Genomic DNA, 13,741 nt, shown 5'->3' with positions numbered 1-13,741 from the left:
CTACATATATCGCCGACCTGCCTATCCGCGCCATCCCGCGGGGTCGTCCCGGCGCAGCGCGCCGAGCAGGCCGGCCAGCACCGGCAGCGCCAGGGCGAACAGCGCGATGGTGGCCCACGGGACGTCGGCTGGGTTCAGCACGGGGGGTGCGCCCATCTCCCCGGCCACCCGGGAGCGCAGCAGGGCGTACGCGGGGACGAAGCCGCTGATGGTGCCGAGCAGGGCGCCGAGCAGCGAGATCAGTCCGGCCTGGAGCCCGGCGACGGTGCGCCGGGTGCGCGGCCGGGCGCCGATCGCGGACAGCAGGACGCGTTCGCGGCGGGCGTCGTCGGCGGCCAGCGCGGTGGAGACCACGGCCGCGCCGAGCACCACCAGGGCGGCGAAGCCGCTGAGCGCGACCTGCACCACGCTGCTCTGCGGCCGGAAGCCGCGTTCCACGCCGAACTCGGAGTGCGGGGCGAGTCGGGCGACGGTGGCGGCGGCCCGCTGTTGGGCCCGGTCGGTGACGGGCGTGGTGGGCAGCCAGATCGCCCCGGCCGGCACGACCTTCAGACCGAGTCCGCGGATCGTGTCGGGCGAGATCACCAGCGGTGCGTAGCGCTGCGCGGCGGGCCGTTCGAGCAGGACGGCGTCGACGGTGACGTCCTTGGGCTCCATGTTGTTGCCCAGCATCCGCAGCACGGCCTTGCCGTCGTGCAGGTAGGACGGGTCGGTGACCACGGCCTTCCCGTCGAGCAGCGCCGTCTCGGCGGCCTGGTCGCGCACCGCCAGCAGGTTGCGCAGCACCTTGGCGTCGCCGACCACGACCGACCTGGTGACGTCCCGGCCGTAGCGCTGCCCGCCCTCCGCGGTCACCACGCTGGAGCAGCCCTCGCAGAACACGTAGTTGGCCTCGTACAGGTCGGCGCGTTCACCGAGGTCCGGCAGGTCCTGGACGATGGCGGTGCGCAGCTGGGGCATGGTGTCGGCGTCGCCGTGCAGGGTGAGCCTGACGGCGCCGACGGGCTGTTCGAGCCGGTAGGAGGCGCGGTCCTGGGCCTCGGCACCCGCGGTGTGCACGCCGACCGCGACGGCTCCGGCGACGGCGGCCAGCACGGCGGCGACCGCGGGCCCGGTGCGGGAGCGGTGCCGGGCGGTGTCGCGCAGCGCGAGCCGCGGGCCGACGGGCAGCAGGCGGGCGAGCCTGCCGAGCAGGGCGAGCAGCAGCGGGGTGAACAGCAGCAGGCCTAGTTCGGCGAGCGTGGCGCCGCCCAGCACCGACAGGGTGCGCGTCGACAGTCCGGCGACCACCGGCATCCCGCCGGTCGGGGCGGCCACCGCGCCGTACAGCGCGAGTCCGATGCCGGCCAGCACGACCGCCAGGCCGAGCAGTGGCGTCCAGCGGGCGGAGCGGCGCACCGGGTCACGGTCCGTCAGGCCGTCGAGCACCTCGCGGCGTCCGGCCTGCAGGGCGGGCAGCAGGGCGGCCAGCAGGGCGGTGACCATGCCGACGGCGGCGATCCCCAGCAGGTCGGACGGGTTCAGGGTGAGCCCGCCGAACCGGCTGCCGCCCCACTCCTCGATCCGGGTGCGCAGCACGGCGACCAGGGCGGCGCCGACCACGGTGCCGAGCACCGCGCCGGCCGCGCCGAGCACCAGTCCGCCGCCGAGCACCACGGCCCGGACGTGTCCGGGGCGGCCGCCGGCCGCGCCGAACAGGGCGAGCTGGCGGCGGGCGCGCCGGGCGCCGACCGCGAAGGCGGGGCCGGCCAGCAGCGCGACCTCCAACAGGGCCATCGCGGCGGTGGTGGCGACCGTCATCAACCGGCGTTCGCGGGCGTCCTGCGCGCCGACGGCCTCCTCCACGGCCGGCACGTCGGCCGGCGGGTGGGCGGCGACCTGGCGGCTCGCCAGGGTGTAGCCGTAGCGGTTGAGTTCGCGGACCTGCTCCCAGCCGAGGCTCGCCCCGGCGGGCAGCCGGACCAGCCAGGCGGCCTTGTTGGCGGCGGCCTGCTCGGCGCCCGGGTTCTGCGGGGCGAGTCCGGCGGTGACCTGCGCGGCGTCCAGCTGCTGGTACAACTCGCCGGGGCGGGCGACCAGTTCGGACTTGTTCAGGTCACCGGGGAGTTCGACGGTGCCGGTCAGCGTGAACGGGGTGGACTCCAGGCCGCGGACGGTGACCCGGTCGCCGATCCGCAGGCCGGTGCCGGTGAGGAACGCCCGGGTGGCGGCGGCCTCGTGGGCGGCGGCGGGGGCCCGGCCGGAGACCAGGTTCAGCCGGCCCTGCCAGAGCTCGCCGGTCAGATCGGCCTCGAAGGTGTCGACGGGGGCCAGGCCGTCGTGGGTCTGCACGGACGCCACCGGGCCGGTGCGGGCCGGGATCAGGGTGCTGCCCTTCGGGAGCAACTCGCCGAGCAGCACGGTCGGTTCGGTGCCGACGGCGCGCTTCTGCTCGGGCGTCTGGTTGTCCGGGCGCACCGGCAGGGTGCGGACGCCGTCGGCCGGAAACACCGCCTGCTCGATGCTCCGGCCCGGGTCGTAGGCGCCGATCAGCGCGTCGGAACGGCCCATCAGCCGGTCGGAGCGCTCGGCGGCGCTGAGCTGCCCGCTGCGGTGCACCACGTCCACGCCGGTCGCGCCGAGCACCGGCAGCGCGATCATCGCGACCACCAGGGCGCTGCGGCCCTTGGCCCGCAGGGCGTCGCGGCGCGCCATCCGCAGCACCGCCCGCCAGGCGCTCATCGGCCGGCCCCGGTGCGCTGCGCCGCCTCGCGGAGGTACCGGCCGTCCCGGAGGAACACCACCCGGTCCGCCCAGGCCGCATGCGTGGGGTCGTGGGTGACCATCATGGCGGCGGCGCCGGCGTCGCAGCGCGAACGCAGCACCTGCAGCACGGCCTCGCCGGTGGCCGAGTCGAGCGCGCCGGTCGGCTCGTCGGCGAGCACCAGCCGGCGCTCACCCGCCAGCGCCCGGCCGATCGCGACCCGCTGCTGCTGGCCGCCGGACATGTCCTCCGGGAACCGGTCGGCGAGTTGGGCGATCCCCAGCTCCTCCAGCGCGACCAGTGCCTCCGCGCGGGCGGTCCGGGCGGAGACGCCGTCCAACTCCCTTGGCAGCGAGATGTTCTCGGCCGCCGTCAGCGACGGAATCAGGTTGTACGACTGGAACACGTAGCCGACCGAGCGGCGACGCACATCGGCCAGCTTGGCCCGGCTCAGCCCCTCCAGCGGGGTGCCCTCGACCAGCACCCGGCCGGCCGACGGGCGGTCCAGGCCGCCGGCCAGAGCGAGCAGCGTGGACTTCCCGGAGCCGGACGGCCCCATCACGGCCAGGAACTCCCCGGCCCGCACTTCCAGGTCGATCGGGTGCAGGGCGTGCACCTGGGCCTCGCCCCGGCCGTGCACCCGGCCGACTCCCTCCAGGCGCAGCACGGCCTGCGCGCTCGATCCGGTCATGGCTCCCCCTCGGAACAGCGGAACGTCTTGCATACCGAGTATGTATAGCCTTCGAGCGACGACTACTCAAGTCTGCGTCATAAGTCGGTGAACTACATATAGTCTGGATCACATCGCGGGCCGAACCATGCCACCGCACCACCGGCAGGGAGCAGAATGACCGTCATGACCGCATCGCTGTCCGAGCGCTGGCACGCCCTGCTCACGCGCTGCGGCGCCACCGTCGACCCGGAGCCCTACGCCCGCGACCTGCTCGCCCGCTGGGCCGAACCGCAGCGCCGCTACCACACCACCGACCACCTGCGGGCCGTCCTGGACCGGATCGACGAACTCGCCGACCACGCCGAGAACCCGGACGCCGTCCGGCTGGCCGCCTGGTTCCACGACGCCGTCTACCGGCCCGACCGCTCCGAGAACGAAGAACGCAGCGCCGCCCTCGCCTGCCGCGCCCTGCGCGAGGCGGGCCTGCCCGAACCCCTGGTCCACGAGGTCGACCGCCTGGTCCGACTCACCGTCACCCACCACCCCGCGCCCGGCGACCACAACGGCGAAGTCCTCTGCGACGCCGACCTCGCCGTCCTCGGCTCACCCCCCGACCGCTACGCGGCCTACACCGCCGCCATCCGCGACGAATACTCCTTCGTCCCCCCGAACGCCTTCCGCGAGGGCCGCACCGCGATCCTCCACCACCTCCTCGCCCTCCCCGCCCTCTACCGCACCCCCGAGGCCTACGCCCGCTACGACGCGCAGGCGCGGGCGAACATGCAGCACGAGCTCAACGAGCTCGGGGGCTGAGGCCGGAGAGAGCACAACCAGGGACGCGAGCGGGTGCGAAACGCCTGCTGTCAGTCCAGCTCCCCCACCGCCGCGACGATCAGACCCTTCTTGCCGCACACCCAGTGCGGATCCGCCCCCAACTCCGGCTCCACGCCCAGCGCGTGCGGGTCGTCCTCCGCCGCACAAGCCGCGCACAACGGCCACCGCCCGTACGACTCCAGCAGCGCGTCCTGCACGTCCTGCGCGATCAGCCCGAGCACGAACTCGCAGCCGTCCGGCCACTGTTCGAGCCACCAGCGACGGTGGGTGACGGCGTCCTCGACCAGCGAGACGATCGCGGCGTCGGCGACGTCCCGCGCGGTGAGGTCGGCGAGGATCAGCGCGCGGGCGCTGTGCAGGGCGGCTTCGATCTCGTTGCTGGACATCCGCCCATTGTCCCAAACCGCCGCCACAACCCGGAAACGCCGCAAGGGCGGCCTCCCGAAGGAGACCGCCCTCACGGCGTGAGACTGACCGATCCAACCGGTGAGGTCGGATCAGAAGTCCATGTCACCGCCCGGCATGCCGCCGCCGGCGGCCGCGGAGGCCTTCTCCGGCTTGTCGGCGATGACGGCCTCGGTGGTGAGGAACAGCGCCGCGATGGAGGCGGCGTTCTGCAGGGCGGAGCGGGTGACCTTGGCGGGGTCGATGATGCCGGAGGCGATCAGGTCGACGTACTCGTTGGTCGCGGCGTTCAGGCCGTGGCCGGCGGGCAGGTTGCGAACCTTCTCGACCACGACGCCGCCCTCGAGGCCGGCGTTGGTGGCGATCTGCTTGATCGGGGCCTCGAGCGCCACGCGGACGATGTTGGCACCGGTGGCCTCGTCGCCGTCCAGCTCCAGCTTCTCGAACGCGACACCGGCCTGCAGCAGGGCGACGCCACCACCGGCGACGATGCCCTCCTCGACGGCGGCCTTGGCGTTGCGCACCGCGTCCTCGATGCGGTGCTTGCGCTCCTTGAGCTCGACCTCGGTGGCCGCGCCGGCCTTGATGACGGCCACGCCGCCGGCCAGCTTGGCGAGGCGCTCCTGGAGCTTCTCGCGGTCGTAGTCCGAGTCGGAGTTCTCGATCTCGGCGCGGATCTGGTTGACGCGACCGGCAACCTGGTCGCTGTCGCCGCCACCGTCGACGATGGTGGTCTCGTCCTTGGTGATGACGACCTTGCGGGCGGTGCCCAGCAGGTCGACGCCGGCGTTCTCGAGCTTGAGGCCGACCTCCTCGGAGATCACGGTGCCGCCGGTCAGGATGGCGATGTCGCCCAGCATGGCCTTGCGGCGGTCGCCGAAGCCCGGGGCCTTGACGGCGACGGACTTGAAGGTGCCGCGGATCTTGTTCACGACCAGGGTCGACAGGGCCTCGCCCTCGACGTCCTCGGCGATGATGACGAGCGGCTTGCCGCTCTGCATGACCTTCTCCAGCAGCGGGAGCAGGTCCTTGACCGAGGAGATCTTGGAGTTGGCGATGAGGATGTACGGGTCCTCGAAGCTCGTCTCCATGCGCTCCAGGTCGGTGGCGAAGTAGGCGGAGATGTAGCCCTTGTCGAAGCGCATGCCCTCGGTGAGCTCGAGCTCCAGGCCGAAGGTGTTGCTCTCCTCGACGGTGATGACGCCTTCCTTGCCGACCTTGTCCATGGCCTCGGCGATGAGCTCGCCGATCTGGGTGTCGGCGGCCGAGATGGAGGCGGTGGAGGCGATCTGCTCCTTGGTCTCCACGTCCTTGGCCTGGGCCAGCAGCTGGTCGGAGACGGCGGCGACGGCCTTCTCGATACCGCGCTTCAGGGCCATCGGGTTGGCGCCGGCGGCGACGTTGCGCAGACCCTCGCGGACGAGCGCCTGGGCCAGCACGGTGGCGGTGGTGGTGCCGTCACCCGCGACGTCGTCGGTCTTCTTGGCGACCTCCTTGACGAGCTCGGCACCGATCTTCTCGTACGGGTCCTCGAGCTCGATCTCCTTGGCGATGGAGACACCGTCGTTGGTGATGGTGGGGGCGCCCCACTTCTTCTCCAGAACGACGTTGCGACCCTTGGGGCCGAGCGTGACCTTCACGGCGTCGGCAAGCTGGTTCATGCCACGCTCAAGGCCGCGGCGGGCTTCCTCGTCAAAGGCGATGATCTTGGCCATTAGAAGTGGTCCTCCGGGACACGGTCGACTGCTCGGACCAAGGGGGTGCCCGCGACGGACGGCCCAGGAGAGCGGGGGTCTCGTCCCCTACCGCTTCCGGGGCCTCACCGGCCCGGTCCGTTGTCACTCTCACGCTGTGAGTGCTAACGCCAATGATTAGCACTCGGGGGTGTCGAGTGCAAGCCCATTCGCCGCGCTCCGATACCCCTCCCGGGAAACCCGCAGGCAGGTCCGGGAACGCCGACAGGCCCGGACCCGGACGCGTCGCGCCGGGGCCGGACCTGCCGGGTCATAGCTGTGGTGTGTGCGGTCTACCGGGCCGTCAGGCGCCGGCGGCGCGGACCATGTCGGCCTGCGGACCCTTCTGACCCTGCGAGATCTCGAACTCGACCCGCTGGCCCTCTTCCAGGGTGCGGTAGCCGTCCATCTGGATCGCGCTGTAGTGGACGAACACGTCCGCTCCACCGTCGACCGCGATGAAGCCGTAGCCCTTCTCGGCGTTGAACCACTTGACGGTGCCCTGAGCCATTCCGAACTCCCCTTGTGCTGTGCTGGCCCTTCAGAGATCCGCGGGACGCGGACCCGGAGGTCTGGAAGGCCGGCCTGTGGGGACTCCCCCCCGCACGGCGCAGCCTCGTGTCGCGGCTGAATGTATCCGGATATGCGCCCTCTGCAACAGGCCCTAATTTCGCGGAAAGTCCGCACCCCACATCGGATATGACGGGTCGAAAGGTGTATGGCCCGACAATTGCCACCGGACATAACGGACGTGTCGCCGCAAATCGTCGAAAGAATTCTGACGGCGGCCTGACAGGTCGGGCGGTGAACGGTCCGGCGCATGTCTCAGAGCGCGGGACGGGACGGCGCCGGCGCGAGGTGCGCTGCGGGAAAAATCGAGGATTGGAACGGGCCGTGGCGGGGAACGGCTCCACCGGCACTCTACTCCCCCGCGAACGCGGGAATTCCAGCGACCCGCCAGGCCGGAATCACCGCTGCCCGCGCGCCCGGCCGATGTGCGAAGCCGCCGCCGGGCGGCTCGGAAATCGAATTCCGAGCCCGCGCCCGACGGCGGCGGAACGAATACGCGGGGCGGCCCCACCGGCCGCCCGGAGCTGCCTCAGCAGCCGCCGGCCACCGCCGGAATGATCGACACCGAGGCGCCGTCCTTGATCTCGGTCTCCAGGCCCTCGGCGAAGCGCACGTCGTCGTCGTTGACGTACACGTTCACGAAGCGGCGCAGCTTGCCGGTGTCGTCCAGCAGGCGGGCGGCGATGCCGGCGTGGTTCGCCTCCAGGTCGGCGATGACGGCGGCCAGGGTGGCGCCCTCGGCGGTCACCTCGGCGGCACCGCCGGTGTAGGTGCGGAGGATGGTGGGGATGCGGACGGTGGCGCTCATGGGGGTGCTCCTAGAAGAAAGTTTTGGGGGGATCAGGCGGAGACGAGACCGGCGGCGCGGAAGGACTCCAGCGTCGGGCGGATCACCGCGGTCATGCCGGAGTCGGCGACCGCGTCGAGGGTCTTCAGGCCGTCGCCGGTGTTGATCGCGACGGTCTCCTTGCTCGGGTCGAGCTGCCCGGTCTCGACCAGCTTCTTCAGCACGCCGACGGTGACGCCGCCCGCGGTCTCGGCGAAGATGCCCTCGGTGCGGGCCAGCAGCTTGATCGCCTCGACCACCTGCGCGTCGGTGACGTCCTCGACGGCACCGCCGGTGCGGCGGGCGATGTCGAGCACGTACGGGCCGTCGGCGGGGTTGCCGATCGCCAGCGACTTGGCGATGGTGTCCGGCTTGACCGGCTTGATCACGTCGCGGCCGGCCTTGAAGGCGGCGGAGACCGGGGAGCAGCCCTCGGCCTGGGCGCCGAAGATCTTGTAGGGGCGGTCCTCGACCAGGCCGAGCTTGATCAGCTCCTGCAGACCCTTGTCGATCTTGGTGAGCTGGGAGCCGGAGGCGATCGGAATGACGATCTGCTCGGGCAGCCGCCAGCCGAGCTGCTCGCAGATCTCGTACGCCAGGGTCTTGGAGCCCTCGCCGTAGTACGGGCGCAGGTTGACGTTGACGAAGCCCCAGCCCTCGCCGGCCGGGTCGCCGATCAGCTCCGAGCAGAACCGGTTCACGTCGTCGTAGTTGCCGTCGATGCCGACCAGCTCGCCGCCGTACACCCCGGCCATCACGACCTTGCCCTGCTCCAGGTCGTGCGGGATGAACACACAGGACTTGAAGCCGGCCCGGGCCGCGGCGGCGCCCACCGCGCCCGCCAGGTTGCCGGTGGACGAGCAGGACAGCGTGGTGAACCCGAAGGCGCGGGCGGCCTCGATCGCGCAGGCCACCACCCGGTCCTTGAACGAGTGGGTGGGGTTGCCGGAGTCGTCCTTGATGTGCAGCTGCGCGGTGAAGCCCAGCTCGCGGCCCAGGTTGTCGGCCTTCACCAGCGGGGTCCAGCCCGGGTTCAGGTTCGGCTTGCCCGCGACGTCGGCGGGGACGGGCAGCAGCGGGGCGTAGCGCCAGATCGACGCCGGGCCGGCCTCGATCCGCTTGCGCAGTTCCTCGGCGTCGTAGCCGGCGTAGTCGTAGGCGATCTCCAGCGGGCCGAAGCACTCCAGGCACGCGAAGCTCGGGCCGAGCGGGAAGCGGGTGCCGCACTCGCGACAGGACAGTGCGGTGGCCGGACCGAGGTCTACGGCGGCAGGTGCGGGGGTGTCAACAGCCATGATGGCGAGGCCCTTTCTCCTCATCTTCCCCGGGACGCGGTCGCGCCCGGGCCGGAATTGGCACCTGTCCCGCCGGGCCTGCTGGGCCGCGCGGGAGGGTTGCCGGGACTTCAACGGGCCGTTCCCTCAGTCCCTCTGGATGAGCTGTATGAAGTTGTGGTCGTACGCTGCGAGCGACCCCGGCGTGCGAAGGTCCGAGCGCAGTACGAAGACTGTAACGGAAGGCCGGTGCGGTCGAACCCCACCGTCCGACAACCGAGACAGAGCGAGACAGGGAGCGAGATCTTGGCCGAGCAGCCCGAGCCCGGGATACTGCCGGAAGTGGCCGACTGGCTGCGCCGCCGGTCCTGGACGGCCACCGACCGGCCGCTCGACCGGCTGCTCGCCGCCAAACGCGCCGCCGGCCCGGCCGGCACCGTCAGCGTGGTGCTGCCCGCCCTGGACGAGGAACCCACCGTCGGCGAGATCGTCACCACCATCCGCACCGAACTGATGGAACGCGTCCCGCTGGTCGACGAACTGCTGGTGGTCGACTCCGGCTCGGTCGACGGCACCGCCGCCGCCGCGGCCGCCGCCGGCGCCCGGGTGGTGCACCGCGACGCCATCCTGCCCCGGCTGCCCGCCGCCCCCGGCAAGGGCGAGGTGCTGTGGCGCTCACTGCTCGCCAGCAGCGGCGCGATCGTCTGCTACATCGACGCCGACCTGCGCGAATTCGACCCGGCGTTCGTCTCCGGCATCATCGGCCCCCTGCTCACCGACCCCGACCTGCACCTGGTCAAGGCCATGTACGACCGCCCGTTCGAGGCCGACGGCGCCGTCGTCCCGGCCGGCGGCGGCCGGGTCACCGAACTGGTCGCCCGCCCCCTGCTCAACCTGCACTGGCCGCAGCTGGCCGGCTTCGTCCAGCCGCTCGGCGGCGAGTACGCGGCCCGCCGCAGCCTGCTCGAACAGCTGCCCTTCCCGACCGGCTACGGCGTCGAACTCGGCCTGCTGGTCGACGCGTTGGAACTGGTCGGGCTCGACGCGCTGGCCCAGGTCGACGTCGGCGTCCGGCACCACCGCCACCAGGACGGCCAGGCCCTCGGCCGGATGGCCGCCACCATCTACCGCACCGCCCTGGAACGCCTCGACCGCGCCCACCGCCTCAAGGCCGACCCCGACCTGGTCCGCCCCCTGCTCACCCAGTACACCCGCACCGCCACCGGCTTCACCCCCCGCACCCACCCCGTCCCCGCCGCCGAACGCCCCCCGATGATCACCGTCCCCGAGTACCGCAACCGCTGACCGACGACCCGCGTCCGTCCCGGCATGGCCCTCTCCCCGGAAGCCGAACCCGACGCCGAAGCCGAGGCCGGACCCGACGCCGAAGCCGAGGCCGGACCCGACGCCGAAGCCGAGGCCGGACTCGACGCCGAAGCCGGATCCGGCCCCGCGTCCGCTCCCGCGCCCGGAAGCACCGGTGCCAACGTCGGCATCGGCTGTCTCGCCCTGCTGCTCGCGCCCGTCCTCGGCCTCCTGGTCGAGTCCCGGGTGCTGCGGCTGATCGAGGACACCTGGTCCGGCTGCCTGAACATGGCCTGGCAGGTCACCTACGACCTGACCGACGACGCCCGGTTCAACCTGCTCAACTCGTACGAGTGCAGCTACCTGTTCCTGCCGCCCCTCGCCGTCCTGCTCGCCCTGTACCTCGCCCGCCGCTCCCCCGGTCTGCTCACCCGGGCGCTCGCCGCGGCCTTCGCCGCCCTGCTCACCGCACTCGCCGTCGCCGCCGTCGACCTGGAGCACAACCTCACCCCGCCGCGCGGGTGGTACCTGCCCGGGAAGTGCCCGGACGGCCGCCCGCCGTGGCTGCCCGACTTCCTGCCCGCCCGCGACTCCGGCCCGCCGACCGACCATCGCGGCTGACGCCCGCTGTTCACCCGTCGCGGGCCGCGCCGGGTGGTTTGGTCGGCTGGTCGCACGGCAAGGTTGGCTGTATGGCCGATCACGCGTCCGAACGCCCCACGCAGTCCGGAGCCGCCCCGATCCTGGTGGCCTCCAACCGCGGCCCGGTGTCCTTCCGCACGGAGGACGATGGCACGCTGAGCCTCCGCAGAGGCGGCGGCGGCCTGGTCTCCGGGCTCTCCGCGATCGACGACCCGAACGCCGTCTGGGTCTGCGCCGCCCTCTCCGACGCCGACCGCACCGCCGCCCGGCAGGCCCCCGACGGGCGCCTCGACCGGGCCGGCCACGACGTCGGCGGACAGGCCGTCCGGATGCTGGACATCGATCCGGAGACCTTCGCCCTCGCCTACAACGGCGTCGCCAACTCCACCCTGTGGTTCGTCCACCACCTGCTGTACGACATCCCCACCAAACCCGCCTTCGACGCCGGCTTCCGCACCGAATGGGCCGCCTACCGGGCCTACAACACCGCCTTCGCCGAGGCCCTCGCCGCCGAGGCCGCCCCCGGCGCCGCCGTCCTGGTGCAGGACTACCACCTCTCACTGACCCCCGCGCTGCTCCGCGAACTCCGCCCCGACCTGCGCATCGGCCACTTCTCGCACACCCCCTGGGCGCCGCCCGAGTACTACCGGCTGCTGCCCGACGACGTCGCCGCCGAAGTCCTCCGCGGCATTCTCGGCGCCGACCGCGCCGCCTTCCTCACCCGCCGCTGGGCCCTCGCCTTCGCCGACTGCTGCGAAGCCGTCCTCGGCGCGAGCGTCGACCGCGATGTCCTCGCCGTCACGTACGCCGGCCGCACCACCCGGCTCGGCGTCCACGGCCTCGGCGCCGACGCCGAGTTCCTGCGCGAACGCGCCCACCGGCCCGACGTCGACGAACGCCTCGCCGCCCTGCGCGAAGCCGTCGGCGACCGGCGCACCATCGTCCGGGTCGACCGCACCGAACTCAGCAAGAACATCGTCCGCGGCCTGCTCGCCTACCGGCACCTGCTGCGCGCCCGCCCCGAATGGCACGACCGGGTCGTCCACATCGCCTTCGCCTACCCCTCGCGCACCGACCTCGCCGAGTACCGCGAGTACACCGCCGAAGTGCAGCGGCTCGCCGAGGAGATCAACGCCGAGTTCGCCACCGCCGACTGGCAGCCGCTCATCCTGCACGTCGACGACGACTTCCCGCGCTCCCTCGCCGCGTACCGGCTCGCCGACGTCGCCCTGGTCAACCCCGTCCGCGACGGCATGAACCTGGTCGCCAAGGAAGTCCCCGTCGTCTCCGACCACGGCTGCGCCCTGGTCCTCTCCCGCGAGGCCGGCGCCTACGCGGAACTCGCCGACGACGCGATCACCATCAACCCCTTCGACGTCATCGCCACCGCCGACGCCCTGGCCCAGGCCCTCACCATGCCCCCCGCCGACCGCGCCGACCACACCAAGCGCCTGGCGTCCGCGGCGACGGCACTGCCTCCGCAGCAGTGGTTCCTGGACCAGCTCCACGCGCTGTAGGAGCGGTTGGGCGCGTAAGCGGGCTTGCGCTTGTCACACCCCCGCTTACGCGCCCAACAGCTCCGCCAGCTCACCGAGCAGGTCCACCACCCCCGCCGGCCCCGCCACCACCAGGTCCGCGCGATCGGCCAGCTCGCGGACGGGGGCCTCGCCGGTGACGGGGCCGCTGCACACCAGCAGGCCGGGATGGCCGTCCTTCCGGCGCGACTCGACCTCCTCGTACGCGGCGACGTCCCCGAGATCGTCGCCCGCGAACAGCACCGGCCCGGCCTCCCGTTCGGCGAGGAACTTCCGCAGGGCGACGCCCTTGTCGACGCCGGGCGGACGCAGTTCGAGGACCATCCGGCCGGGTTCGACCACCAGGCCGTGCCGCGAGGCCAGTTCGGCCAACGGGGCGCGCAGGCGCGCGAGTTCACCGTCGGGGTCGTCCGCCCGCCGGGTGTGCACCGCCAGCGCCCGTCCCTTGTCCTCCACGGACACGCCGCCGGCAGCCTTCAACTCCCCCAGCAGCGAAGGCAGTTCACCCCGGACGGCAGCAACCCCCGGCGGCGCCGGCGCCGCCGTGACGGCACCGGTCCGCGCGTCCCAGCGTTCCGCGCCGTAGTGGCCGAGGACGGTGAGGTGCTCGAGCCCGGCGACAGCCCCGAAGCCGCCGTACGCGGCCGCGGTCGCCGCGGGCCGACCGGTGACGATGACGACCGAGCCGACCAGCGGGGCGAGCGCGGTGAGGGCGGGGACGACGCCGGGGTGGGCGCGGGCCCTCTCGGGGTCGGCCACGATCGGGGCGAGCGTGCCGTCGAAGTCGAGTCCCACGACCGCGGAGCGCGGGTCGGCGAGCAGGCCCGCCAGTCCGGTCCGCCCTGCCTGGGACGTGATCTGCTCAGCAATTCCCATGGCCCCGACGCTACCCGGCCGGGGCCCCCGGCGGGCCCTGATCGCGTCACTACCGGGCGTCACGCCGCCCCTGCCGCACCCGCCGCAGCCGGTTGACCAGGACGGGTGCGTGGGCGAGTGCCTCCGGCCGGTCGAGCAGGGCGTTGAGCAGCTGGTAGTAGCGGGTGGCGGAGATGCCGAGTTCCTGCCGGATCGCCTGCTCCTTGGCGCCGGCGGTCCGCCACCCGCGTGCTTCCAGTTCGAGTACCGCCCGGTCGCGGTCGGTCAGTTCGGCCATGCGTCCAGGCTAAGCACCAGGACCGTCAGCCCCCGGCCGGGCGCCGCG

The 13,741-nt window shown here is 72.7% G+C and carries 13 protein-coding genes and 1 riboswitch; of the genes, 4 read left to right on the top strand and 9 right to left on the bottom strand.

What is annotated here, in order from left to right; all coding sequences use genetic code 11:
- Nucleotides 1-21: 21 nt before the first annotated feature.
- A complete protein-coding gene (locus ACIHEI_RS00415) occupies nt 22-2,721 on the bottom strand; it encodes an ABC transporter permease (protein ID WP_396605112.1) in 2,700 nt (899 codons plus the stop codon).
- On the bottom strand, nt 2,718-3,434 hold the full coding sequence (locus tag ACIHEI_RS00410; RefSeq protein WP_392946638.1) for an ABC transporter ATP-binding protein: 717 nt from the start codon (nt 3,432-3,434) through the stop codon (nt 2,718-2,720). Before ACIHEI_RS00410 ends, ACIHEI_RS00415 begins: the two co-directional genes overlap by 4 nt.
- Nucleotides 3,435-3,599: 165 nt before the next feature.
- On the opposite strand from ACIHEI_RS00410, the gene ACIHEI_RS00405 reads away from it, so the two are divergent.
- The gene (locus tag ACIHEI_RS00405) at nt 3,600-4,229 is read left to right on the top strand and encodes a hypothetical protein (RefSeq protein WP_396605111.1); all 630 of its coding nucleotides are present in this window, start codon (nt 3,600-3,602) and stop codon (nt 4,227-4,229) included.
- Nucleotides 4,230-4,279: 50 nt separating this feature from the next.
- Here ACIHEI_RS00405 and ACIHEI_RS00400 read toward each other — a convergent pair whose 3' ends face one another.
- The 5 genes from ACIHEI_RS00400 to thrC all read right to left on the bottom strand — a co-directional run bounded on the left by ACIHEI_RS00400 (nt 4,280) and on the right by thrC (nt 9,079).
- Nucleotides 4,280-4,636, bottom strand: coding sequence for a hypothetical protein (locus tag ACIHEI_RS00400; protein WP_387638636.1), 357 nt, complete (start codon nt 4,634-4,636; stop codon nt 4,280-4,282).
- Between the two features lie 111 nt (nt 4,637-4,747).
- Nucleotides 4,748-6,370, bottom strand: a complete 1,623-nt coding sequence (groL, locus tag ACIHEI_RS00395; RefSeq protein WP_387638638.1) for a chaperonin GroEL — start codon at nt 6,368-6,370, stop codon at nt 4,748-4,750.
- A gap of 322 nt (nt 6,371-6,692) precedes the next feature.
- On the bottom strand, nt 6,693-6,899 hold the full coding sequence (locus ACIHEI_RS00390) for a cold-shock protein (protein WP_014137493.1): 207 nt from the start codon (nt 6,897-6,899) through the stop codon (nt 6,693-6,695).
- A gap of 588 nt (nt 6,900-7,487) precedes the next feature.
- The gene (locus ACIHEI_RS00385) at nt 7,488-7,766 is read right to left on the bottom strand and encodes a MoaD/ThiS family protein (RefSeq protein ID WP_073811567.1); all 279 of its coding nucleotides are present in this window, start codon (nt 7,764-7,766) and stop codon (nt 7,488-7,490) included.
- A 32-nt stretch (nt 7,767-7,798) separates the two neighbouring features.
- The gene (thrC, locus tag ACIHEI_RS00380) at nt 7,799-9,079 is read right to left on the bottom strand and encodes a threonine synthase (protein ID WP_387865816.1); all 1,281 of its coding nucleotides are present in this window, start codon (nt 9,077-9,079) and stop codon (nt 7,799-7,801) included.
- A gap of 17 nt (nt 9,080-9,096) precedes the next feature.
- A riboswitch (SAM riboswitch) is annotated at nt 9,097-9,225 on the bottom strand.
- Between the two features lie 163 nt (nt 9,226-9,388).
- On the opposite strand from thrC, the gene ACIHEI_RS00375 reads away from it, so the two are divergent.
- The 3 genes from ACIHEI_RS00375 to ACIHEI_RS00365 all read left to right on the top strand — a co-directional run bounded on the left by ACIHEI_RS00375 (nt 9,389) and on the right by ACIHEI_RS00365 (nt 12,522).
- Complete coding sequence (locus tag ACIHEI_RS00375) at nt 9,389-10,363, top strand: glucosyl-3-phosphoglycerate synthase (protein WP_387638905.1); 975 nt, start codon at nt 9,389-9,391, stop codon at nt 10,361-10,363.
- A gap of 24 nt (nt 10,364-10,387) precedes the next feature.
- Nucleotides 10,388-10,984 (top strand): hypothetical protein, encoded by a 597-nt coding sequence (locus ACIHEI_RS00370; RefSeq protein WP_396605110.1) that lies wholly within the window; start codon nt 10,388-10,390, stop codon nt 10,982-10,984.
- 71 nt (nt 10,985-11,055) lie between these two features.
- Nucleotides 11,056-12,522, top strand: coding sequence for a trehalose-6-phosphate synthase (locus ACIHEI_RS00365; protein ID WP_396605109.1), 1,467 nt, complete (start codon nt 11,056-11,058; stop codon nt 12,520-12,522).
- A gap of 45 nt (nt 12,523-12,567) precedes the next feature.
- On the opposite strand, the gene otsB is transcribed toward ACIHEI_RS00365, so the two are convergent.
- Together otsB and ACIHEI_RS00355 are read right to left on the bottom strand one after the other, a co-directional pair.
- Nucleotides 12,568-13,416 (bottom strand): trehalose-phosphatase, encoded by an 849-nt coding sequence (otsB, locus tag ACIHEI_RS00360; RefSeq protein WP_396605108.1) that lies wholly within the window; start codon nt 13,414-13,416, stop codon nt 12,568-12,570.
- A 49-nt stretch (nt 13,417-13,465) separates the two neighbouring features.
- On the bottom strand, nt 13,466-13,693 hold the full coding sequence (locus tag ACIHEI_RS00355; protein WP_387638653.1) for a DUF3263 domain-containing protein: 228 nt from the start codon (nt 13,691-13,693) through the stop codon (nt 13,466-13,468).
- Nucleotides 13,694-13,741: the final 48 nt, after the last annotated feature.

Source organism: Kitasatospora sp. NPDC051984, assembly GCF_044593455.1.
Lineage (GTDB): Bacteria > Actinomycetota > Actinomycetes > Streptomycetales > Streptomycetaceae > Kitasatospora.
This window is presented reverse-complemented; position numbering and strand designations above follow the sequence as displayed.